The organism is Streptomyces doebereineriae (genome assembly GCF_031845645.1).
In the GTDB taxonomy this organism is placed as follows: Bacteria; Actinomycetota; Actinomycetes; order Streptomycetales; family Streptomycetaceae; genus Streptomyces; species Streptomyces canus.
This window is the reverse complement of record NZ_JAVREZ010000004.1, coordinates 653999-675409: the sequence shown is the minus strand read 5'-3', so window position 1 is coordinate 675409 and position 21411 is coordinate 653999. Positions and strand designations below refer to the sequence as shown.

The window sequence follows — 21411 nt, the reverse complement described above, 5'->3', positions numbered from 1 at the left end:
CTTTGCCCGGTACTGACGAGTTCTATGCTCGCCGCATGGCAGATGTTCTTCCTCTGGTCGAGGCCCGGTTGCGCAGCGCGCTGGGCGAGCCGGACGCGCGCGCGGCGGTCACGTTCCTCGGCACGGACCGCATCGAGGTGCTCCGTTTCACCGACGGGGACGTCGTCCGCTACGCCACCCTCGGCATGTCCGCCCAGCCGATGGGCGACCCCACCGCGATGCTCGCCGACCCGGTCAAGGGCCCGCGCGCCGAACTGCTGATGTCCGTACGGTCAGGGCTCGCCGACACCGACAAGGTGCTCCGCCCGCTCGCCGTGCTCGCCGCGTCCCCGCAGGTCGAGGGCGTGGTCGTGGCTCCGGGCGCCTCACTCGACGTGGGTGAACCCCTGTGGCCCGGCGCCCCGTTCACCTCGGTCCTGGTCGCCGAGCCGGGCGGACTGGTCGAGGACCTGGAACTCGACGAGCCCCTCGACCCGGTCCACTTCCTGCCGTTGCTCCCCATGACGCCGAACGAGGCCGCCTGGAAGCGCGTCCACGGCGCCCAGGCTCTGCAGGAGCGCTGGCTGACGAACGGGACGGACCTCAGGGATCCGTCCCGGAAATCCGTCCCGCTGGAGTGAGCAAGGTCACCAAGTGGTGGCCGGAAGCCGTCAGTTGGCGAAGACGGCGACACTGTCCTCGGTCGCGTGCCTCGGCTCCAGCTCCTCCGCCTCGTGTGTGAGCGCCTTCCGCCGTACGACGACCACGAGCGCGCCCAGCACCGCCGTCACCGCCGCCACCACGAACGGGATGTGGATGTCGGTCCACTCCTCGATCTTCGGCGCGAAGAAGGGCGCCGCGGCCGCCGCGAACCAGCGCACGAAGTTGTAGCCCGCGCTCGCCACGGGCCGCGGGGCGTCCGAGACGCCGAGCGCCAGCTCCGTGTAGACGGTGTTGTTCACGCCGATGAAGGCGCCGGACAGGATCGTGCAGACGATGGCCGCCGTGTGGTTGCCGTAGCCGAGGACGAGCACGTCGAGCGCGAGCAGGACGAGTGAGCCGCCGAGCACCTTGAGCGAACCGAACCTCTCCTGGAGGCGCGGCGCGGCGAACACCGAGAAGACGGCGAGCAGCACACCCCAGGCGAAGAACACGGCACCCGACTTGTACGGGGTCATGTCGAGCACGAAGGGCGTGAAGGCCAGCACGGTGAAGAACGTGTAGTTGTAGAAGAAGGACGACACCGCGGCCGAGGCGAGCCCGCCGTGGCCGAGTGCCTTGATCGGGTCGAGCAGGGACGTCTTCCGGGCCGGCTTGGGCTGTTCCTTCAGGAACACCGTGATGCACAGGAAGCCGATCGCCATCAGGAAGGCCGTACCGAAGAACGGGTAGCGCCAGCTGGCGTCACCGAGCAGCGCGCCCAGGAGCGGGCCGCAGGCCATGCCGAGGCCGAGGGCGGACTCGTACAGCAGGATCGCCGCCGCGCTGCCGCCCGCCGCCGCGCCGACGATGACGGCGAGGGCCGTGGAGACGAACAGGGCGTTGCCCAGGCCCCAGCCGGCCCGGAAGCCGACCAGCTCCTGGACCGAGCCCGAGGTGCCCGCGAGCCCCGCGAAGACCACGACGAGGGCGAGGCCGAGCAGCAGGGTCTTCTTGCCGCCGATGCGGCTGGAGACGAAGCCGGTGACCAGCATCGCGATCGCGGTGATCAGGAAGTACGAGGTGAACAGGAGGGAGACCTGGCTCGCCGTGGCGTCCAGGCCCTGGGCGATCGACGGCAGGATCGGGTCCACGAGACCGATGCCCATGAAGGCGACGACGGAGGCGCCGGCGGTCGCCCATACCGCCTTGGGCTGGCGCAGGAGGCTGGTCGCTCCCGCGTCGAAGGGGTCCTGACTGGCTCCCATCATGTGCTCCCATCCAGACGTAGATAGTTGGTATATGCACATAGTAAGTTAGAGGAGCTAATTAATGCAAGCTACATCTACTTGTCCTGGTGAACCGCTTCCGTCCGGACGGGTGATCGTCCTTGACGTGAGGGAGCGAGGGTAGGACCGTGGGGCCCTATGAGGGGCGAACCCAGTTGCCCGAAGTGTGGTGGCCGGGTCAGGGCTCCCGGACTCTTCTCCGATTCCTGGCAGTGCGATGTGCACGGGACCGTGCATCCGCTGCAGCCCGTGATCCCGCCCAGCGTCGAGGCCCTCGATGTCGTGGTGCATCGCACGCAGGTGCCGGTGTGGATGCCGTGGCCGCTGCCGGTCGGCTGGCTGTTCACGGGCGTGGCCTGCGCCGGTGACGACCGCAGTGGCGGCCGCGCCACTGCCGTGGCCTGCACGGGGCCCGGGCCGCTCGGGGGTGTCGGCGAGCTGATTCTCGTGGCCGAGGAGCTCGGGGTCGGGCTCGGGGCGCGCTACGCGGGCATCGACGGGCCGGATCCGGGGCCGTACATGAGCGTGGAGAAGCCGGCGCAGGCGAAGGTGCTCGCTGCCGGTCGGCCGACTCCGCTGTGGCATGTTTCCAGCGCGCCGGACGACCGGGCGGTGTTCGCGGGAGAGGCGCTCGGGTTGTGGCTGTGGGCGGTCGTCTGGCCCGAGCAGTCCGGCTTGCTGATGTATGACGAGCTGGTGCTCACGGATCTGCGGGACGCGGGGGCGGAAGTGGAACTGGTGCCCTGCGGGGCGCTGTCGCCCCGACTGCTGAAACCCTGACTGTAGGGGTCGCACCCTTGCGGCGGGTGTGACAGAGGAGCTGGATGATCTGGTTATCCTTGAGCGTCCTCTTCTGTTCCGTCAGCGTCTGGAGTCCGCGTCGTGCGTATCGATCTGCACTGCCACTCCACGGCCTCCGACGGGACCGACACGCCCGCCGAGCTGGTGCGGAATGCCGCCGCTGCCGGGCTGGACGTCGTCGCCCTCACCGATCACGACACGACCCGTGGCTACGGTGCGGCCATTGCCGCGCTGCCCGTGGGACTGACCCTCGTCACCGGGGCCGAGCTGTCCTGCCGGATCGGCGGGGTGTCCATGCACATGCTGGCCTACCTCTTCGACCCCGAGGAGCCGGCGCTGCTCGCCGAGCGTGAGCTGGTGCGGGACGACCGGGTGCCCCGGGCGCGCGGGATGGTGGCCAAGCTTCAGGAGCTGGGCGTGCCGGTCACCTGGGAGCAGGTGGCGCGGATCGCCGGTGACGGGTCCGTCGGGCGGCCGCATGTCGCCACCGCGCTCGTCGAACTCGGGGTCGTTGCGAGCGTCGACGACGCCTTCACCGACGGCTGGCTGGCCGACGGCGGGCGGGCCTACGTGGAGAAGCACGAGACCGACCCCTTCGAGGCGATCCGTCTGGTCAAGGGGGCCGGCGGGGTCACCGTGTTCGCCCACCCGGGCGCGAGCAAGCGCGGTCACACCGTCCCGGAGTCCGCGATCGCCGAGATGGCCGCCGCGGGGCTCGACGGCATCGAGGTCGACCACATGGACCACGACGAGGACACGCGCGTACGGCTGCGCGGGCTCGCCAAGGAACTGGGGCTGCTGACCACCGGCTCCAGCGACTACCACGGCAGCCGCAAGACGGTCGCCCTCGGCGAGTACACGACGGACCCCGAGGTGTACGGGGAGATCACGCGGCGGGCGACGGGCGCGTTCCCCGTCCCGGGAGCCGGCGGAATCTGAGGCTCGACCCCGCTTCCCGTCACCCGGCGCCGGGCCGTGCCCGGCTCCGTGTTCCACCCCCTTCGGTAAGGCCAGTTCCGTCATGTTCGACGTCGCCGTCTTCGGTTCGCTCTTCCTCACCCTGTTCGTCATCATGGATCCCCCCGGGATCACCCCGATCTTCCTCGCGCTGACCGCCGGCCGTCCCGGCAAGGTGCAGAAGCGGATGGCCTTCCAGGCCGTCTGTGTCGCGGGCGGCGTCATCGCCGTCTTCGGGCTCCTGGGCCACCAGATCCTGAACTACCTGCACGTCTCCGTGCCCGCGCTGATGATCGCGGGCGGGCTGCTGCTCCTGCTGATCGCGCTCGACCTGCTCACCGGCAAGACCGACGAGCCGAAGCAGACCAAGGACGTGAACGTGGCGCTCGTACCCCTCGGCATGCCGCTGCTGGCGGGCCCGGGTGCGATCGTCTCGGTCATCCTCGCCGTGCAGAAGGCCCACAGTGTCGCCACGCAGGTCTCGGTGTGGACGGCGATCCTCGCCATCCATGTCGTGCTGTGGCTGGTGATGCGGTACTCGCTGCTGATCATCCGGGTCATCAAGGACGGCGGGGTCGTGCTGGTGACACGGCTCGCGGGCATGATGCTCTCCGCGATCGCCGTACAGCAGATCATCAACGGGATCACCCAGGTGGTCCAGGCGAGCTGAGCGGCCATGGGTATGCGCAGAGCCCCCGCCCGGCGTCGATGCCTGGCGGGGGCTCTGAAGCTTCGGCGGTGATCCGCGTCTGTTACGAGGCCGAGGTGTCGGCCGGACGGATCCAGAGCCGCTGTCCTATGGCGGCGGCCTGCTGAACGATCCGATTGACGGAGGCGGCGTCCACGACAGTGCTGTCCACGGGCGTGCCGTCGACGTCGTCGAGTCGCATGATTTCGAAGCGCATGGCTTCTCCCTTCGTCTGGTCATCCTCCTGCGGAGAATTACTGCGTACATGAGGAGTCAACGGGGTGCGTGTTACAAACATTCCCTACGCTAAAGAAATTTTTCGAACGGCTAACTACTGACCGGTAAGTGAGTCTTCGGAGACTCCTTGGGACCGGTTGTGTTCACAGCGTGACCGCCGGGACAATGGTGGCGATGAACGACGACCTGGCGCCCCTGAGTGCCCGCATCGACCGCACCAACGAGCTGCTCACGCGCATGCTCGCCGAGGTCGCGAAGACGCCCTCGACGCATGCGATCTTCGTCGACGCGGGATACCTCTACGCGGCCGCGGGACGACTCGTCGCCGGCACCGAGGACCGTCGCGCCTTCGACCTCGACGCCGAGGGCCTGATCGAGGCCCTCATCGACCGGGCCCGCACCATCTTCGCGGACAGCAGACTGCTGAGGGTCTACTGGTACGACGGCGCGAGACGCCGCATCCACACGTCGGAACAGCAGTCCATCGCCGAACTCCCGGACGTGAAGGTCCGGTTGGGCAACCTGAACGCCAACAACCAGCAGAAGGGCGTCGACTCGCTGATCCGCTCCGACCTGGAGTCCCTGGCCCGGCACCGCGCGATCAGCGACGCGGCACTCCTGGGCGGAGACGAGGACCTGGTCTCGGCGGTCGAGGCGGCCCAGGGTTACGGCGCCCGCGTGCACCTGTGGGGCATCGAGGCACCGGAGGGCCGCAACCAGGCGGAACCGCTCCTCTGGGAGGTCGACAGCCAGCGCACCCTCGACCTCGACTTCTTCAAGCCGTACGTCTCCCGGCGGGCGGCTGTGCCCTACGAGGCGACGACCACCCGGCCCACCCGCGACGACGTCCGTTTCGTGGGAGCGCAGATCGCCGCGAAGTGGCTTGGGGAGCGGGGGCGGGCGGCGCTGCAGGAGCTGCTGCCCGGCCATCCGTATCTGCCGGGCTCGGTGGACCAGGACCTGCTGGTGGAGGCGGAGGTGCTTCTCCAGTACTCACTGCGGGGGCAGGCGGATCTGCGACGGTCACTGCGGGACGGGTTCTGGGAGCACTTGCAGGGGCAGTACTGACCACTCGCCCCGCTCAACGGCCGACGCTGTCCCAGAAGTCGGCCAGGGCGTGGGCCATGGGGAGGGGCTGGTCGGCGTTGGGGGAGTGTTCGGCTCCCGGGATCACCGTGCGGCGGGCGCCCAGTCGTACGGCCATGTCGTCGAGGAGAGGCACCGGCCAGGTGTCGTCCTGCGATCCGGACAGGACGTGGAACGGCAGCGGGACGGCGGCGAGTTCGCCGACCCGGTCCGGCTCGGTGCACAACTGGCGGCCCGTCGCGAGGAGTTGGGCGGGCCTGTTGCCGAGCCAGCGGCGGCGGAGCTGTTCGTCGTCCCCGATGCCCTTGGCGGGGCCGCCGACCTCCTCCGGCGGTCCCATGGCCAGGATCGCGTCCCACACCTCGGTCATCGTCATCACACCGAGCGCGTCCCGCAGCAGCTTCACCCGCTGCTGCTGGGAGTCGGAGATCTGCGCGGGGCCCGAGGAGACGAGGGTGAAGGACAGGAAGGGGGAGTGGTCGAGCAGTACGGCAGCGCGCGCGATCTGACCGCCCAGGGAATGCCCGAGCAGCTGCACGGGTGCGTCGAGGGCGGCGGCCTGGGCGAGCACGTCCCGCGCCAACTCGCCTCGCACGTAGGCGGATTCGTCGGTCTCCGGCCCGTCCGACTCGAACTGTCCCCGCCCGTCCACGGCCACGACCCGGTATCCGCGCGCCGTGAGCGGCTCGTGCAGCAGCGTGAAGTCCTCCTTGCTCCCCGTGAATCCGGGCAGCAGCAGCGCGGTGCCCTTCTTCGCGACACCGGGGGGCACGGCCGAGTCCACGACCGCGAACTCACCGCGGGCGGTGCGCAGGGGGTAGGCACGGGCGCCGGGGGGCGGGGTGAAGACGGCTCGGGTGCTCACGGGGTGAGGGTATCGGGCGGTCGGCGCCGTAGGGGTGGCGCGGAGCGCGTTCTCGGGCGGCTGCGGGTTCGTCGTGGCTTGACGCGCAGTGGTGGGCGTGGTCGGCGTCGTCTGCCACGGGCGGTGCGGTGCGGGAACGCCGACGGCCCGGCCCCAGGTGAAGGGGCCGGGCCGTCGGTGTGGGATCAGCTGTCCGCGGGCTCCGCGGCGGCCGTCTTGCGGGCCCGGCGGCGCGGTGCGGCGACCTTCGGCTCCTGGTCCGCCTGGGCCGGGATGTCGGCGGTCACCGCCGGCTCGGCGGCCTTGCGGGTGGTACGCCGACGGGGCGTGGCCTCGACGGTGTCCGCGACGACCTCGGCGGTGGCCGCGCTCTTGCGGGTACGACGCGGCTGGACCTCCGCGGTCTCCGCCGTGTCGGTGGCCTCCGTCTTCGCGGTCGCGGCCGTGGTCTTGCGGGTGCGGCGCGGCTTGGTGGCCGTGCCTTCCGCGGTGTCCACCGCCGTCTCGGCCGCCTTCGCCGAGCTCGCCGTCTTTCGCGTACGCCGCGGGTTGGCCACCTCGACCGCCTCCGGTTCCTGGACCGCCTGGGCCGGGATGTCGGCGGTCACGGCGGGCTCGGCGGCCTTGCGGGTACGGCGGCGCGGCTTGGCTTCCGTGGCCTCGGCCGTGTCCACGGCGGCTTCTGCGGCCGGTGTGGCGGCTGCCTTGCGGGTGCGGCGCGGCTTGGCCTCGGTGGCCTCGGCCGTGTCCACCGCGGTCTCGGCGGGGGGCGTGGCCGCGGCTGCGGTCTTGCGGGTGCGCCGGGGCTTGGCCTCCACGGCCTCCGCTGTGTCGGCGGTGGTCTCCGGCGCCGCGGTCGTGGTCTTGCGGGTGCGGCGCGGCTTGGTGGCCGTGCCTTCCGCGGTGTCCACTGCCGTCTCGGCGGGAGCCGCGGTAGCTGCCTTCCGCGTCCGCCGCGGCTTGGCCTCCGTGGCCTCGGCCGTGTCCACGGCGGCCTCAGCGGCCGGAGCCGCCGTCTTGCGCGTACGGCGCGGCTTCGTGGCCGGAGCCTCCGGAGCGGCCTCGGTGACCGGAGCGGCCTCCGTGACCGGCGTGGTCTCGACGACCGTCTCCACGGCGGCCGGTGTCTCCGCGGACCTGCGGGTCCGGCGGCGGCGCGGCTTGGCCGGGGTCTCGGTATCGAGGGACGGGCCCTCCGCCGCCGTGACGGCGGACTCCGCGGCCTCGGAGACGGCCGGCTCGACCGCCGCCGCTGCCGTGGTCACCGTGGCCGGCGCCGAGTCGGACGCCCCGCCGCGGGTGCGGCGACGACGGCGCGGGGTGCGGGTCGCGGCGGTGTCCTCGACCGCGGTGGTCTCCGACGGGGCGACCGCCTCGGCGGGGGCCGTCACGTCCGGCGCCGTCCCACCACGGGTACGACGGCGACGGCGCGGCGTACGCTCCGAACGCTCGCTGTCGGCGGCGCGGGACTCGTCCCGGCCACCACGCCCGCGACCCCGGTCACGGTCACCACGGCCGCGTGCACCGCGTCCGCCCGGCTCGCCCAGGTCCTCCAGCTCCTCCGCGGCGAGCCCCGCGCGCGTGCGGTCGGCCCGCGGCAGGACACCCTTGGTGCCCGCGGGGATGCTCAACTCCTCGTAGAAGTGCGGGGAGGTGGAGTACGTCTCCGGCGGATCGTTGAAGTTGAGCTCGAGCGCCTTGTTGATCAGCTGCCAGCGCGGGATGTCGTCCCAGTCGACGAGGGTGATCGCGATGCCCTTGGCACCCGCGCGACCGGTACGGCCGATGCGGTGCAGGTACGTCTTCTCCTCTTCGGGAGACTGGTAGTTGATGACGTGCGTGACGCCTTCGACGTCGATACCGCGGGCGGCGACGTCGGTGCAGACGAGGACGTCCACCTTGCCGTTGCGGAAGGCGCGCAGCGCCTGCTCACGGGCGCCCTGGCCCAGGTCGCCGTGGACCGCGCCGGCGGCGAAGCCGCGCTGCTGGAGCTGGTCGGCCAGGTCGGCCGCGGTGCGCTTGGTGCGGCAGAAGACCATGACCAGTCCCCGGCCGTCGGCCTGCAGTATGCGCGCGACCATCTCGGGCTTGTCCATGTTGTGCGCGCGGTACACATGCTGCTTGGTGTTCGCGACCGTCCTGCCCGCGTCGTCGGGCGAGGTGGCGTTGATGTGCGTGGGCTGCGACATGTAGCGGCGCGCGAGACCGATGACCGCGCCCGGCATGGTCGCCGAGAACAGCATCGTCTGGCGGCGGGCCGGCAGCATGTTGATGATCTTCTCGACGTCGGGCAGGAAGCCCAGGTCGAGCATCTCGTCGGCCTCGTCGAGGACGAGCGCCTTGATGTGGCCGAGGTTGAGCTTCTTCTGGCCCGCGAGGTCCAGCAGTCGTCCCGGGGTGCCGACGACGACGTCGACGCCCTTCTTGAGGGCCTCGACCTGGGGCTCGTAGGCGCGGCCGCCGTAGATGGCGAGGACGCGTACGTTGCGCACCTTGCCCGCGGTCAGCAGGTCGTTGGTGACCTGGGTGCACAGCTCGCGCGTGGGGACGACGACGAGCGCCTGCGGGGCGTCGGTGAGGTCCTCGGGCTTGGCGCGGCCGGCCTCGACGTCGGCGGGGACGGTGACGCGCTCGAGGAGCGGAAGGCCGAAGCCCAGCGTCTTGCCGGTGCCGGTCTTGGCCTGGCCGATGACATCGGAGCCGGAGAGGGCGACCGGGAGCGTCATCTGCTGGATGGGGAACGGGTTGATGATGCCGACGGCTTCGAGGGCCTCGGCCGTCTCGGTGAGAATCCCGAGATCGCGGAAGGTCGTAGTCAGGGTGCTGCCTCTTCTGTGTGCGCGGTGCGAGGCGAGCGCGGGGGGTCGTCTACCGTGCTGGGGACGTCGGCTGCCTTACGGGCTAAGCCGTAATGGCACGGGACCACTGCCGACGCTCTAGCGCTCGTACCGCTGAGGGTCCCCCTCCGAACTCCGTACGCACTGTGCCGTACGGGCGAGGAGGGCTGTCGGGTCGGAGCCGATCGGGCCACCGACCGGGCATCCTCATACGTGCGGCCTGTCGAGGTTCGGTGCACTCATGAAGTGCCGTCGTGCCAGCAGGCGCATTACCACCATACCCCGGAATCGTGCACATGCGATGGCCGATTTGGTCACGTAGTCGTCGTCACACTGATTGACCAGGGCCTTCCGCCGTCCGGAGAGCGGGCTATTGTGCGCTTCATGACGACCTCTGACAAGCCCGACAACGCCTCCGAGACCCCTGCCGAACCCACCGGAGTCGCCGCCCAGGACTGGACGAAGGCCTCCGCCGACCCGCAGTACCGAGCCGCGGTCGTCGACCTGCTCGGCGCGCTCGCGTACGGCGAACTGGCGGCCTTCGAGCGGCTCGCGGAGGACGCGAAGCTGGCGCCGACGCTGGCGGACAAGGCGGAGCTGGCGAAGATGGCGTCGGCCGAGTTCCACCACTACGAGAAGCTGCGTGACCGGCTGACCGAGATCGGCGAGGAGCCGACGCTCGCGATGGAGCCGTTCGTCGCGGCGCTCGACGGCTTCCACCGGCAGACGGCTCCGTCGGACTGGCTGGAGGGGCTCGTCAAGGCGTACGTCGGCGACTCGATCGCCAGTGACTTCTACCGGGAGGTCGCGGCGCGGCTCGACGCGGACTCGCGCGAGCTGGTGCTGGCCGTCCTCGACGACACCGGGCACGCCGGGTTCGCCGTCGAGAAGGTGCGGGCGGCGATCGACGCGGACCCGCGGGTGGGCGGCCGACTGGCCCTGTGGGCACGGCGGTTGATGGGGGAGGCGCTGTCGCAGTCGCAGCGGGTCGTCGCCGACCGGGACGCGTTGTCGACGATGCTCGTGGGTGGGGTCGCCGACGGGTTCGATCTCGCCGAGGTGGGCCGGATGTTCTCGCGGATCACCGAGGCGCACACGAAGCGGATGGCTGCGCTGGGTCTGGCGGCTTAGCGCCCAGCGGCTCGGGGGCTGTGCGTTCGTTGTGGCCGGTCGCGCAGTTCCCCTACGCCGGCGCTGATCGGCGCAGTCTGCCGTTCGGCCGCAGGAGCAGGGACAGTGACGCCACCGAGACCACTGCCGCGCCCAGGAGGATCAGCAGGAGGTTGCCCGGGTCCAGCGCGGTGTGGGTCACGAAGGCGCCGAAGAGGGCTCCCGCGGTGCCCGTCGCGAGGACCAGAGAGCGGGTCGGCAGGCGGTGGGCGAGGCGGTGTACCGCCACCCCTGCCAGTACGAGACCGAGCAGTGCGGAGCCGAGCGCTTCGATCAACATCATGGGGTCCCTCCCACACGGCCACACTGCGCATCACGGTCGTAGCCCGTCATACCCGTGACCTGCGGAATGCAATCCTCCTCCGTGTGTTCCCCGTGCTCCATACGTGGAGAAAAGAATCTTGCCCGCGGCACGAAGAGGGGCCCGGCGACTTCCGGTCGCCGGGCCCCTCTTCGTCTGACTGCCTACAGCGCGCCGAAGCCCACCTTGCGCGGAGCCGGCTCACCGAGCTCGACGTACGCCAGACGGTCGGCCGGGACGAGGACCTTGCGGCCGTGCTCGTCCACCAGGCTCAGCAGCTGAGACTTGCCGGCCAGGGCCTCCGCCACCGCCCGCTCGACCTCCTCGGCGCTCTGACCGCTCTCCAGAACGATCTCGCGGGGCGCGTGCTGCACGCCGATCTTGACCTCCACGGCTATGTCCCTCCGACGGTCAGTGAAGTGCGCGGCCTTCCGCGCCGTACCCAGCACACATTAGCCCGGTGAGGGGACGTACACGTTCCGCGCAAGAACGCCAACAGCGAACAACGGACGGGAACAAACGACCCGCACGCGCGCGTGCGGGTCGAAGAGGTGGTCCCGGTGGTGCTCTCAGTGGTTGTCCGTGCCGTGCAGCGGGAATCCGGCGATGCCCCGCCACGCCAGTGACGTCAGCAGCTGGACCGCCTGGTCGCGCGGGACGCTGCGGTCGCTGTGCAGCCAGGACCGGGCCACCACCTGCGCGAGGCCACCGAGGCCCGAGGCGAGCAGCATCGACTCCGCGCGCGAGAGTCCGGTGTCCTCCGCGATGACCTCGGAGATCGCCTCGGCGCACTCGACGGTGACCTTGTCGACGCGCTCGCGCACCGCGGGCTCGTTCGTCAGGTCCGACTCGAAGACCAGGCGGAAGGCGCCGCCGTCGTCCTCGACGTACGCGAAATAGGCGTCCATGGTCGCCCGCACGCGCTGCTTGTTGTCGGTCGTCGACGCGAGCGCGGTGCGTACCGCCAGGATCAGGGACTCGCAGTGCTGGTCCAGCAGCGCGAGATAGAGGTCGAGCTTGCCCGGGAAGTGCTGGTAGAGCACCGGCTTGCTGACGCCGGCGCGCTCGGCGATGTCGTCCATCGCGGCCGCGTGGTAGCCCTGCGCCACGAAGACTTCCTGCGCGGCGCCCAGCAGCTGGTTCCGTCGGGCACGGCGCGGCAGGCGCGTCCCGCGCGGGCGTGCCGCCTCTGTCTGCTCGATGGCTGTCACGCCGCCTCCCAATGTCGTCCACATGCGGTGTGCGCCGCGCCGCCATCGTACTTTTCGGTAACCGTGCTGTGCGCGGTACGAACGCAGAATTTCACGGACCGGACGGTGATGAAAACCGCCCAAAGGTTTCAAATGGTCATCTAGTGGGCAGTGGCCGCCCCGTTCCTGCTCCGGAATGCGCTGATGAGTGCTTTGTCGGCCGCCCGGCGCCGGGCCGACGTCACCGATAGTCGTCCTCGTCGAGCGAGACGACCCTGGCCTGTTCGACGAGGTCGGCCTCGTTGGCCCGGTCGGGGTCGACGCCGGTCAGGGGGTCGTCGCGGTCGGGCGCGACGTCGGTGCGCTGCTCGGCCGCGTCGACCTCGGGGGCCTCGACGTCGCGCTCGGCGACGTCGTCCTCCTCGAAGGCCTCGGAGTCGGTGAAGGCCTCGGGGTCGGTGGGGTCGTAGGCCATGGTGGGCTCCCTTCCTAGAACGTCCCTGAGGTACACAGGGGGCCACATTCGGGTGCCCTGCGTACGAGCCTAGGAGACACACGATCTGGACGCCATGCGATGGACGTGCCGCCGCCGCGCACCCGTCGTACATGTGCTCTGTGATGGCGAACACATGAACCAGTGCGTGATCGTCTCGTAACATTGCCGCATGTCTTCGACCGAGCTGCCCTTTGTGCCGCCCGCCACCGTCCTTCCGAAGGTGGCGCCCGTCAGGGTCGGTGAGGGCGAGCGGATCAGGTCGGTGGGGCTGCCGGGGATCACTCTGACGGTGCGTTCGAGACCACCCGCGCGTGAGGGGCTGCCGCCCGCGTTGTACGTCCATGGCCTGGGCGGTTCCTCGCAGAACTGGTCGGCGCTGATGGAGCAGCTGGAGGGCGACGTCGACGGCGAGGCCGTCGATCTGCCGGGCTTCGGTGACTCCCCGCCGCCGGACGACGGCAACTACTCGATCACCGCGCACGCGCGCGCGGTGATCCGTTTTCTCGACGCGTCCGGCCGCGGCCCCGTCCACCTCTTCGGGAACTCCCTCGGCGGCGCGGTGTCCACGCGCGTGGCAGCGGTGCGGCCCGACCTGGTGCGCACCCTCACCCTCGTTTCACCGGCCCTCCCGGAGATCCGCGTCCAGCGCACCGCCGTGCCCACGGGGCTGCTGGCGGTGCCCGGCGTGGCCGGTCTGTTCACCCGGTACAGCAAGGACTGGACGGCCGAGCAGCGCGTCCGCGGGGTGACGGCCCTGTGTTACGGCGATCCCGGGCGGGTCACTCCGGAGGGCTTCCGGTACGCGGTGGAGGAGATGGAGCGGCGGCTGCAACTGCCGTACTTCTGGGACGCGATGACGCGTTCCGCGCGCGGGCTGGTGAACGCGTACACACTGGGCGGCCAGCACGCGCTGTGGCGCCAGGCCGAGCGTGTTCTCGCGCCCACGCTCCTCGTCTACGGCGGCCGCGACCAGCTCGTCGGCTTCCGCATGGCCCAGAAGGCGGCCCGGGCCTTCCGCGACTCCCGACTGCTGACCCTGCCGGAGGCGGGGCACGTGGCGATGATGGAGTACCCGGAGACGGTGGCTGGGGCGTTCCGGGAGTTCGCCGCGGACGGGGCGACTTCCGACGGTTCCGTGGGAGGCTCTGACAGGCGTGACGGCTCCGTGGGCGCCTCCGGTGAGGGGGCCTCAGGTGACGGGCGCGATATCGCGACGGCCTCCGGTGACGGGGCCGACGCCACGACTGTGGGGAGCTGAGGCGGGGCGTGGGACGCCACAGTCGACGCGGGCCCGCTCCCAAGAAGGGGCCCGACAAGGGCAGTTCCGGCCAGGGTGATTCGGGCGGGACGGGCGCCGAGGGTCTTGGCAGGGAGGCGAGGGGCCGGGCGGGCGCCGAAGGGGCGCGGGGCGTCACGGGTCCCGGCACGGAGGGGACGGACCGGGCGGGCGCCGCGGGAGTGCGGGGTGCCACGGGTCTCGGCAGGGAGGCGAGGGGCCGGGCGGGCGCCGAAGAGTCGCGGGGCGCCACGGGTCTCGGCACGGAGGCGACGGGCCGGGGACGGATGCCGACTTCCTCCGCTCCGGCGCCGCAGGCTGCTCGGCAGAGGACGCAGGGAGGCCGGGGGCCGGACCGCGGGGGACCCGGGGCCGGACCCGGGGTCGAGGCTGCCGGGTATCGGGTGCCTGCGCAGGGCGGCCCGCGGCTTCCCGATGGCACGCCCGCACATGGTTTCCCGCGGCTTCCTGACGGCACGCCCGCGCACGGGTTTCCCCGGGTCTCGGACGGCACGCCCGCACATGGTTTCCCGCGGCTGCCCGACGGTACGCCGGCGCGCGGGGTCCCTCGTGTGGCCGACGGTCCGTCAGGCCAAGGCGGGCGGCGGTTGCCGGAGGGGACGCCCCCGCACGGTTTCCCGCGGCTGCCCGACGGCACCCCGGTCCATGGCGTCCCCCGGGTGCGTGGTGGCCATCCCGAGCAGCGTGAATCCGGGGACGGCTGGGGGGAGTTGAGCGGTCGGGGGCCGGACGGGTACGCCGCCGGACCCGGAGCCGCTCCTCCGCGGCAGCGGCAGGGCCCGTCGGGATCGAGGTCGGGGCCACGACAGGATTACCTCGACGCGTTCACCGACGAGGTCGATGTCTTCGCGCCCGGCGGCCCTCGTGGCCCTGGTGGGCCCCGTGGCCCTGTTCCCGCGAGCCGTCCCGTCACGGGGGCTCGCGCGTCAGCCTCCGCGTACCCCGCCACCGCGCACCCCTCCGACCCGTACGGCTCGGTCACCGACTGGCCCGACGACACCGACAGCGACGAGGACGTCCGCGCCGACCCCGGTGAGGCGCCGCCGGCCGACCCCCCGCCGGCCAAGGGCGACAAGGGCCGGGCCTTCACCGGCATCGCGGCCGCCGCCGTCGTCACCGTGCTCGCCGTCGTCGTGGCAGGACAGGTCACCGACGGCCGCGACACCCCCGTGGGCACACAGTCCGCGACCGACCAGGCCCGGGACGCCCGCGACTCCGCCACGGGCGCCGACGGGCAGCCGACGCCGTCCACCTCGGCCAGTGTGGCGACGCTGACGTACGAACAGGCGATGGGCACCAAGTACCCGCTCAGCGCCAAGCTCGACGGCTCGGGGAAGTTCGACGCGATCCAGGGGGTCGACAAGGCGCCCGGCAAGGGACAGAAATACACCTACCGCGTGGACGTGGAGCAGGGGCTCGGACTCGACGGCGCACTCTTCGCCGAGGCCGTGCAGAAGACGCTCAACGACGATCGCAGCTGGGCCCACGGCGGCGCCCGGACCTTCGAGCGCGTCTACTCGGGCAAGCCCGACTTCGTGATCACGCTCGCCAGTCCCGGCACCACGGCCGACTGGTGCGCCAAGTCCGGCCTCGACACCACCGAGGACAACGTCTCGTGCGACTCGGCCGCCACCGAACGCGTGATGATCAACGCATATCGATGGGCGCAGGGATCAAGCACATACGGTGATCAGATCCATGCCTACCGTCAAATGTTGATCAACCATGAAGTCGGTCACCGCCTCGGCTACTCCCATGTCACCTGCGACAAGAACGGCGAACTCGCGGCGGTGATGCAGCAGCAGACCAAGTTCCTCAACCACGACGGGATCCACTGCCGGGCCAACCCCTGGCCGTACCCCGGGAGTTGACGGATGGCGTCCATGTCACATTGACATGGGTTGATTCGGTCGTACATATTGCTGCGCATGTGGTCTAGTCATGCCGTCGAGAGCAGCGCCGCCATCCAGCTGGCGCTCATCGGTGTGACCCCGCTCTGCGTGGCCGACATTCTCTGTCGCTGACGCCCGCCCCCAGGCGCGCGCGTCGCGAATCCCGCACTTCTCCGTGACCTCGGTCATGGCTCTTTCGACGACCCGACGCCGGGGCAGACGTCTGTCCACTTTCGTCTCACCCTTCGTCAATCTGTCTCGACATTCGAGACTCGTCATTCGAGAGGTCGTCTCCGATGCGTCCACCGTCCCTCACAACGCGCCGTGTGGCAGCGGTATCCGTAAGCCTGGTTCTGGCAGCGGGCGCCGCCGCCTGCGGCCCTGAGGACAACGATGCCAAGAGCTCCGGCGGCGACTCCACGCCCCACAAGGGCGGCACCCTCACGGTGCTGAACTCCAACCCGCAGCAGGACTTCGACCCCGCCCGCCTGTACACCTCCGGCGGCGGCAACGTGCCCTCGCTCGTCTTCCGCACCCTCACCACCCGCAACCGCGAGAACGGCGCCGCCGGTACCGAGGTCGTCCCCGACCTCGCCACCGACACCGGGCGCCCCAACAAGGACGCGACCGTGTGGACGTACACGCTGAAGGCAGGGCTCAAGTACGAGGACGGCACCGCGATCACCTCGGCCGACATCAAGTACGGCATCGAGCGCTCCTTCGCGCCCGAACTCTCCGGCGGCGCCCCCTACCTGCGGGACTGGCTGGTCGGCGCGGCGGACTACCAGGGGCCGTACAAGGACAAGAAGGGTCTCGCGGCCATCGAGACGCCGGACGCCCGCACCATCGTCTTCCATCTGAACAAGCCCGAGGGCGAGTTCCCGTACCTGGCCACGCAGACGCAGTTCACGCCCGTCCCGAAGGCCAAGGACACCGGTACGAAGTACGAGGAGCACCCCGTCTCGTCCGGCCCGTACAAGGTCGTCACGAACGAGAACGACGGTGAGCACCTCGTCCTGGAGCGCAACACGTACTGGTCCACTGCCACGGACGCCGAGCGCAAGGCGTACCCGGACAGGATCGATGTCAAGTCAGGGCTCGACTCCTCGGTGATCAACCAGCGGCTGTCGGCGTCCCAGGGCGCGGACACCGCCGCGGTCACCACGGACACCAACCTCGGCCCGGCCGAACTCGCCAAGGTGACGGGCGACAAGGAGCTCGCCTCCCGCGTCGGCACCGGGCACTTCGGCTACACCAACTACATAGCGTTCAACCCGACGGTCAAGCCGTTCAACAACGTCAAGGTGCGGCAGGCGATCTCGTACGCCATCGACCGGTCCTCCGTGGTGAACGCGGCCGGCGGCAGCGCGCTCGCGGAGTCCGCCACCACCTTCCTGCCGAACCAGAAGTCCTTCGGCTACGAGCCGTACGACCTCTTCCCGGCAGGTGCGACGGGCAACGCGGCGAAGGCCAAGGAGCTGCTGAAGGAGGCCGGACACCCGAACGGGCTCACGGTCACGCTCACCCACTCCAACGCCAAGGACTTCGAGACCAGCCCCGAGATCGCGACCGCGATCCAGGACGCGCTCAAGAAGGCCGGCATCACGGTCAAGCTCCAGGGCCTGGAGGACAACGACTACTCGGACACGATCCACAGTGTGAAGACCGAGCCCGGCTTCTTCCTCGCCCACTGGGGTGCCGACTGGCCCTCCGGCGGCCCCTTCCTCGCCCCGATCTTCGACGGCCGTCAGATCGTCAAGGACGGCGCGAACTTCAACACGGGCCTGCTCAACGACAAGTCGGTCAATGACGAGATTGACGCGATCAACAAGTTGACCGACCTTGACGCTGCCGCCAAGCGGTGGGGCGCACTGGACAAGAAGATCGGCGAGCAGGCACTGACCGTGCCGCTGTTCCACCCGGTCTACAAGCGTCTGTACGGCAAGGACATCAAGAACGTCGTGATCAGCGACTGGACCGGTGTGCTGGACATCTCGCAGGTCGCGGTCAAGTAACCCGATGAGCGAGGCACTTGTCGCCACCGAGGTTCCCGAGGCGTCCGCCTCGGGGGCCTCGGGGGCCCGTCAGTTCTGGCGGCGGCTGCGGGCGCAGCGCGCCGCCATGGTCGCGGCGTCCGTCGTCGCGCTGCTCGTCCTGGTGGCGCTCGCGGCGCCCCTGCTCACCGCGCTGGAGGGCCAGGACCCGACCACCTACCACCCCTCCCTGGTGGACTCCGCGCGCGGCGGCGTGCCCATCGGGTCCTTCGGAGGCATCGGCGCGGACCATTGGCTCGGCGTCGAACCGCAGACCGGACGCGACCTGTTCGCGCGCCTGGTGTACGGCGCCCGGGTCTCCCTGGGCGTCGCGCTGACCGCGACCGCCGTACAGGTCCTCCTCGGTGTCGTCGTGGGCGTCGCGGCCGCGCTCGGCAACCGATGGGTTGATCAACTGTTGAGCCGGATCACCGACATCATCGTGGCCATGCCGCTGATGATCATGGCGTTGGCGCTGCTGGCCATCGTGCCGAGCAGCTTCCCGCGGCCGGTCCTGGTCGCGCTCATCATCGGTTTCGTCGCCTGGGGCACGATCGGCAAGATCGCGCGCGCCCAGACCCTCACCCTCAAGGAACTCGACTACGTGGCCGCCGCCCGGCTGAGCGGCTGGGGCACCGTGCGGATCGCCCGCCGGGAACTGCTCCCCGGTCTCGCCGCGCCCGTCATCACCTACGCGGCACTGATGGTGCCGGCGAACATCAGCATCGAGGCCTCCTTGTCCTTCCTCGGCGTCGGCGTGAAGCCACCCACCCCGTCCTGGGGACAGATGCTCTCCTCGGCCGATGTCTGGTACCAGGCGGCCCCGCAGTACCTGCTGCTGCCCGCGGCCGCGCTGTTCATCACCGTCCTCGCGCTCACCGTCCTCGGCGACGGCGTCCGCACCGCCCTCGACCCGCGCGCGGCTTCCCGCCTGCGCATCGGCACGGGCCGCAAGCAGGAGTCCAAGGCCGGCCAGGAGGGCTCCGCATGAGCGGCTTCACCGGATTCACCCTGCGCCGGACCGTGAGCGCCGTACTCACCCTGCTCGCCCTCTCGGTCATCGTCTACGTCGTTTTCTACGCCACGCCCGGCAACGTCGCCCAGATCACCTGCGGCCCGCGCTGCTCGCCGGAACAGGTGCACCAGGTCGCTCAGCAGCTCCGGCTCGACGACCCGCTGTACTTGCGCTACTGGCACTTCCTCCAGGGCATCGTCGCCGGCCACGACTACTCCACCGGCACCTCGGTCGAGCACTGCCCGGCGCCCTGCCTCGGGCTGTCGTACCAGAGCGACCAGCAGGTCACACAGGTCATCCTGAACAAGCTGCCCGTCAGCCTGTCGCTGGTGGTCGGCGCGATGGTGCTCTGGCTGCTGCTGGGCGTCGGCACCGGCGTGCTCTCCGCATGGCGGCGCGGCCGGTTCAGTGAGCGCGCGCTGACCGGCCTCACCCTCGCGGGAGTCGCCACACCTGGCTTCGTCATCGGCCTCGTCCTGATGATCGTGGTCTGCGGGCAGCTGGAGCTACTGCCCTTCCCGGAGTACGTCGCCTTCTCCGACGACCCCGAGCAGTGGATGTGGGGCCTGCTGCTGCCCTGGGTCACGCTCGCCCTCGGAGAGGCGGCCTACTTCGCGCGGCTGACCCGTGCGTCGATGCTCGAGACGCTCGCCGAGGACCACATCCGCACCTTCCGGGCCTACGGCGTCGGCGAGCGGTCGATCGTCGGCCGGCACGCCCTGCGCGGGGCCCTGGCACCGATCATCGCCCTGAACGCCAACGACTTCGGCAGCGCGGTGGGCGGGGCCGTCCTCGTCGAGTCACTGTTCGGCCTGCCCGGCATCGGCCAGGAACTGGTCCACGCCGTCACCGTCGTCGACCTCCCGGTCGTCGTCGGGATGGTCCTGGTCATCGGTTTCTTCGTGGTGCTCGCCAACGCCTTCGCGGACGTCCTGTACGCGGTGGCCGACCGACGGGTGGTGCTCGCATGAGCCTCGTCCATGTCACGGACCTGACCGTCGAGTTCGGCCACCTGCGCGCGGTCGACGGCCTCTCCTTCCGCCTGGAGCAGGGCGCCGCCCTCGCCCTGGTCGGCGAGTCCGGCTCCGGCAAGTCCACCGTCGCCTCGGCCCTGCTCGGGCTGCACCGCGGCACGGGCGCCCGCGTGGGCGGCTCGGTCGAGGTCGCCGGAGTGGACGTACAGCAGGCGTCGGACGACGACCTGCGGCGGCTGCGCGGCGCGAAGGCCGCAATGGTCTTCCAGGACCCGCTGTCGTCCCTGGACCCGTACTACGCCATCGGCGACCAGATCGCCGAGGTGTACCGCGTGCACACGCGTGTGTCGCGACGAGCGGCACGCGCGCGTGCGGTGGAGGTGCTGGACCGGGTCGGCATTCCGGACGCCGTACGGCGATCCCGGGCCCGTCCGCACGAGTTCAGCGGCGGCATGCGTCAGCGCGCCCTCATCGCGATGGCGCTGGCCTGCGAACCCGACCTGCTGATCGCCGACGAGCCGACGACCGCGCTCGACGTGACCGTCCAGGCCCAGATCCTCGACCTGCTGCACACCCTGCGCCAGGAGACCGGCATGGGCCTGCTGCTCGTCACGCACGACGTGGGCGTCGCCGCCGAGAGCGTCGACGACGTGCTCGTCATGCGGCACGGTCGCGCGGTCGAGCAGGGGCCGGTCGGCGCGGTGCTCGGGGCGCCCGCGGAGGGGTACACGCGTGAACTGCTCGCCGCGGTACCGCGCGTGGACGCGCCTCGGGCACCTTCCCGGGCATCCGGCGAGGTGGTCCTCGAAGCGACGAGCCTGCGGCGCGAGTTCGGACGCGGCAAGAGGGCCTTCGCGGCTGTCGACGACGTCTCGCTGACAGTCCACCGTGGCGAGACCCTCGGCGTCGTCGGCGAGAGCGGCAGCGGCAAGACGACGCTGGGGCGGATGCTGGTCGGGCTGCTGGAGCCGACGGCGGGCGAGGTCCGTCAGGACGGCCACGCGCGCGTGGGGGTGAACCCGGCCGTGCAGATGGTCTTCCAGGACCCCGTCTCCTCCTTGAACCCACGCCGCAGCGTGGGCGAGTCGATCGCCGACCCGCTCCGCGCGCGTGGTGAACGGGACGAGAAGCGGATCAAGGGGCGCGTGACGGAACTCCTGGAGCGCGTGGGGCTCGAAGGGGCGCACTACGACCGCTACCCGCACGAGTTCAGCGGCGGCCAGCGCCAGCGCGTGGGCATCGCGCGGGCGCTCGCGGCCGACCCGCGCGTCATCGTCTGCGACGAGCCGGTCTCCGCGCTCGACGTCACCACCCAGGCCCAGGTGGTCGCCCTGCTCGGCGAGTTGCAGCGGGAGCTCGGACTCGCGCTGGTCTTCGTCGCGCACGACCTCGCCGTCGTACGCCAGGTCAGCGACCGGGTCGCCGTGATGCGGCGCGGCCGGATCGTCGAGACCGGGCCCGCCGACGAGGTGTACGACAACCCCCAGGACCCGTACACCAAGCAGCTCCTCGCCGCCGTACCGGCGCTCGATCCGCGGATCGCGGCCCGGCGCAGGGCCGAGCGCCGGGAAGTGGCCGTGACCTGACGTTCTGTGTCCGCATGATCTCTTAGCGCGACCGAACGCGATCCGCACGGGAAAGTTACGACCGTTCACCCCTTTTGGT

21 protein-coding genes are annotated in these 21411 nt (G+C 70.7%); 13 read left to right on the top strand and 8 right to left on the bottom strand.

Features of this window, described 5'->3' with window-relative positions:
* The first annotated feature begins 35 nt into the window (after nt 1-35).
* Nucleotides 36-620, top strand: coding sequence for a suppressor of fused domain protein (locus RNB18_RS16010; RefSeq protein ID WP_057610064.1), 585 nt, complete (start codon nt 36-38; stop codon nt 618-620).
* Between the two features lie 30 nt (nt 621-650).
* Here RNB18_RS16010 and RNB18_RS16005 read toward each other — a convergent pair whose 3' ends face one another.
* Nucleotides 651-1886 (bottom strand): MFS transporter, encoded by a 1236-nt coding sequence (locus RNB18_RS16005; RefSeq protein ID WP_311714723.1) that lies wholly within the window; start codon nt 1884-1886, stop codon nt 651-653.
* A gap of 159 nt (nt 1887-2045) precedes the next feature.
* Here RNB18_RS16005 and RNB18_RS16000 point away from each other — a divergent pair, with 159 nt between their 5' ends.
* The 3 genes from RNB18_RS16000 to RNB18_RS15990 all read left to right on the top strand — a co-directional run bounded on the left by RNB18_RS16000 (nt 2046) and on the right by RNB18_RS15990 (nt 4335).
* The gene (locus RNB18_RS16000; RefSeq protein ID WP_311714722.1) at nt 2046-2687 is read left to right on the top strand and encodes a DUF6758 family protein; all 642 of its coding nucleotides are present in this window, start codon (nt 2046-2048) and stop codon (nt 2685-2687) included.
* A gap of 102 nt (nt 2688-2789) precedes the next feature.
* Nucleotides 2790-3647, top strand: a complete 858-nt coding sequence (locus RNB18_RS15995; RefSeq protein WP_311714721.1) for a PHP domain-containing protein — start codon at nt 2790-2792, stop codon at nt 3645-3647.
* 82 nt (nt 3648-3729) lie between these two features.
* Nucleotides 3730-4335, top strand: a complete 606-nt coding sequence (locus tag RNB18_RS15990) for a MarC family protein (RefSeq protein ID WP_280862697.1) — start codon at nt 3730-3732, stop codon at nt 4333-4335.
* Nucleotides 4336-4417: 82 nt separating this feature from the next.
* Here the strand turns inward: RNB18_RS15990 and RNB18_RS15985 are convergent, their stop codons facing one another.
* Complete coding sequence (locus RNB18_RS15985) at nt 4418-4570, bottom strand: hypothetical protein (RefSeq protein ID WP_007384531.1); 153 nt, start codon at nt 4568-4570, stop codon at nt 4418-4420.
* Nucleotides 4571-4764: 194 nt separating this feature from the next.
* Between RNB18_RS15985 and RNB18_RS15980 the strand changes: the two genes are divergently transcribed.
* A complete protein-coding gene (locus RNB18_RS15980) occupies nt 4765-5658 on the top strand; it encodes an NYN domain-containing protein (RefSeq protein ID WP_311714720.1) in 894 nt (297 codons plus the stop codon).
* Nucleotides 5659-5671: 13 nt separating this feature from the next.
* Here RNB18_RS15980 and RNB18_RS15975 read toward each other — a convergent pair whose 3' ends face one another.
* Both RNB18_RS15975 and RNB18_RS15970 read right to left on the bottom strand, forming a co-directional pair.
* Complete coding sequence (locus tag RNB18_RS15975; RefSeq protein WP_311714719.1) at nt 5672-6541, bottom strand: alpha/beta fold hydrolase; 870 nt, start codon at nt 6539-6541, stop codon at nt 5672-5674.
* Nucleotides 6542-6726: 185 nt separating this feature from the next.
* On the bottom strand, nt 6727-9267 hold the full coding sequence (locus RNB18_RS15970; RefSeq protein WP_311714718.1) for a DEAD/DEAH box helicase: 2541 nt from the start codon (nt 9265-9267) through the stop codon (nt 6727-6729).
* Nucleotides 9268-9753: 486 nt separating this feature from the next.
* Here RNB18_RS15970 and RNB18_RS15965 point away from each other — a divergent pair, with 486 nt between their 5' ends.
* Entirely contained in the window at nt 9754-10509 is a 756-nt protein-coding gene (locus tag RNB18_RS15965; RefSeq protein WP_057610071.1) for a ferritin-like fold-containing protein, read from the top strand.
* Between the two features lie 52 nt (nt 10510-10561).
* On the opposite strand, the gene RNB18_RS15960 is transcribed toward RNB18_RS15965, so the two are convergent.
* From RNB18_RS15960 to RNB18_RS15945, 4 genes are all read right to left on the bottom strand, one after another.
* Nucleotides 10562-10828, bottom strand: a complete 267-nt coding sequence (locus RNB18_RS15960) for a hypothetical protein (protein WP_057610104.1) — start codon at nt 10826-10828, stop codon at nt 10562-10564.
* Between the two features lie 185 nt (nt 10829-11013).
* Nucleotides 11014-11241 (bottom strand): DUF3107 domain-containing protein, encoded by a 228-nt coding sequence (locus RNB18_RS15955; protein WP_020119766.1) that lies wholly within the window; start codon nt 11239-11241, stop codon nt 11014-11016.
* Nucleotides 11242-11418: 177 nt separating this feature from the next.
* Nucleotides 11419-12060, bottom strand: a complete 642-nt coding sequence (locus tag RNB18_RS15950; RefSeq protein ID WP_311714717.1) for a TetR/AcrR family transcriptional regulator — start codon at nt 12058-12060, stop codon at nt 11419-11421.
* Between the two features lie 220 nt (nt 12061-12280).
* On the bottom strand, nt 12281-12514 hold the full coding sequence (locus RNB18_RS15945) for a hypothetical protein (protein ID WP_311714716.1): 234 nt from the start codon (nt 12512-12514) through the stop codon (nt 12281-12283).
* A gap of 190 nt (nt 12515-12704) precedes the next feature.
* Between RNB18_RS15945 and RNB18_RS15940 the strand changes: the two genes are divergently transcribed.
* The 7 genes from RNB18_RS15940 to RNB18_RS15910 all read left to right on the top strand — a co-directional run bounded on the left by RNB18_RS15940 (nt 12705) and on the right by RNB18_RS15910 (nt 21332).
* Nucleotides 12705-13793 (top strand): alpha/beta hydrolase, encoded by a 1089-nt coding sequence (locus tag RNB18_RS15940; protein ID WP_311714715.1) that lies wholly within the window; start codon nt 12705-12707, stop codon nt 13791-13793.
* A 626-nt stretch (nt 13794-14419) separates the two neighbouring features.
* Nucleotides 14420-15703: a DUF3152 domain-containing protein gene (locus tag RNB18_RS15935; protein ID WP_394817622.1), complete on the top strand. Its 1284-nt coding sequence runs from the start codon at nt 14420-14422 to the stop codon at nt 15701-15703.
* 57 nt (nt 15704-15760) lie between these two features.
* The gene (locus tag RNB18_RS15930; protein ID WP_311714713.1) at nt 15761-15856 is read left to right on the top strand and encodes an Ms4533A family Cys-rich leader peptide; all 96 of its coding nucleotides are present in this window, start codon (nt 15761-15763) and stop codon (nt 15854-15856) included.
* A gap of 164 nt (nt 15857-16020) precedes the next feature.
* Complete coding sequence (locus RNB18_RS15925; RefSeq protein ID WP_311714712.1) at nt 16021-17739, top strand: ABC transporter substrate-binding protein; 1719 nt, start codon at nt 16021-16023, stop codon at nt 17737-17739.
* 4 nt (nt 17740-17743) lie between these two features.
* Nucleotides 17744-18748 (top strand): ABC transporter permease, encoded by a 1005-nt coding sequence (locus tag RNB18_RS15920; protein WP_311714711.1) that lies wholly within the window; start codon nt 17744-17746, stop codon nt 18746-18748.
* On the top strand, nt 18745-19743 hold the full coding sequence (locus RNB18_RS15915; RefSeq protein WP_311714710.1) for an ABC transporter permease: 999 nt from the start codon (nt 18745-18747) through the stop codon (nt 19741-19743). The genes RNB18_RS15920 and RNB18_RS15915 overlap by 4 nt, the downstream gene beginning before the upstream one ends.
* Nucleotides 19740-21332: an ABC transporter ATP-binding protein gene (locus tag RNB18_RS15910; RefSeq protein ID WP_311714709.1), complete on the top strand. Its 1593-nt coding sequence runs from the start codon at nt 19740-19742 to the stop codon at nt 21330-21332. The genes RNB18_RS15915 and RNB18_RS15910 overlap by 4 nt, the downstream gene beginning before the upstream one ends.
* Nucleotides 21333-21411 lie beyond the last annotated feature (79 nt).

Excerpts from the sequence above, each read along its gene's own strand:
- RNB18_RS16010 (WP_057610064.1), top strand. The coding sequence starts at position 36 with ATGGCAGATGTTCTTCCTCTGGTCGAGGCCCGGTTGCGCAGCGCGCTG.
- RNB18_RS16005 (WP_311714723.1), bottom strand. The coding sequence starts at position 1,886 with ATGGGAGCCAGTCAGGACCCCTTCGACGCGGGAGCGACCAGCCTCCTG.
- RNB18_RS16000 (WP_311714722.1), top strand. The coding sequence starts at position 2,046 with ATGAGGGGCGAACCCAGTTGCCCGAAGTGTGGTGGCCGGGTCAGGGCT.
- RNB18_RS15990 (WP_280862697.1), top strand. The coding sequence starts at position 3,730 with ATGTTCGACGTCGCCGTCTTCGGTTCGCTCTTCCTCACCCTGTTCGTC.
- RNB18_RS15985 (WP_007384531.1), bottom strand. The coding sequence starts at position 4,570 with ATGCGCTTCGAAATCATGCGACTCGACGACGTCGACGGCACGCCCGTG.
- RNB18_RS15980 (WP_311714720.1), top strand. The coding sequence starts at position 4,765 with ATGAACGACGACCTGGCGCCCCTGAGTGCCCGCATCGACCGCACCAAC.
- RNB18_RS15970 (WP_311714718.1), bottom strand. The coding sequence starts at position 9,267 with ATGACGCTCCCGGTCGCCCTCTCCGGCTCCGATGTCATCGGCCAGGCC.
- RNB18_RS15960 (WP_057610104.1), bottom strand. The coding sequence starts at position 10,828 with ATGTTGATCGAAGCGCTCGGCTCCGCACTGCTCGGTCTCGTACTGGCA.
- RNB18_RS15945 (WP_311714716.1), bottom strand. The coding sequence starts at position 12,514 with ATGGCCTACGACCCCACCGACCCCGAGGCCTTCACCGACTCCGAGGCC.
- RNB18_RS15940 (WP_311714715.1), top strand. The coding sequence starts at position 12,705 with ATGTCTTCGACCGAGCTGCCCTTTGTGCCGCCCGCCACCGTCCTTCCG.
- RNB18_RS15930 (WP_311714713.1), top strand. The coding sequence starts at position 15,761 with ATGTGGTCTAGTCATGCCGTCGAGAGCAGCGCCGCCATCCAGCTGGCG.
- RNB18_RS15925 (WP_311714712.1), top strand. The coding sequence starts at position 16,021 with ATGCGTCCACCGTCCCTCACAACGCGCCGTGTGGCAGCGGTATCCGTA.
- RNB18_RS15920 (WP_311714711.1), top strand. The coding sequence starts at position 17,744 with ATGAGCGAGGCACTTGTCGCCACCGAGGTTCCCGAGGCGTCCGCCTCG.
- RNB18_RS15915 (WP_311714710.1), top strand. The coding sequence starts at position 18,745 with ATGAGCGGCTTCACCGGATTCACCCTGCGCCGGACCGTGAGCGCCGTA.
- RNB18_RS15910 (WP_311714709.1), top strand. The coding sequence starts at position 19,740 with ATGAGCCTCGTCCATGTCACGGACCTGACCGTCGAGTTCGGCCACCTG.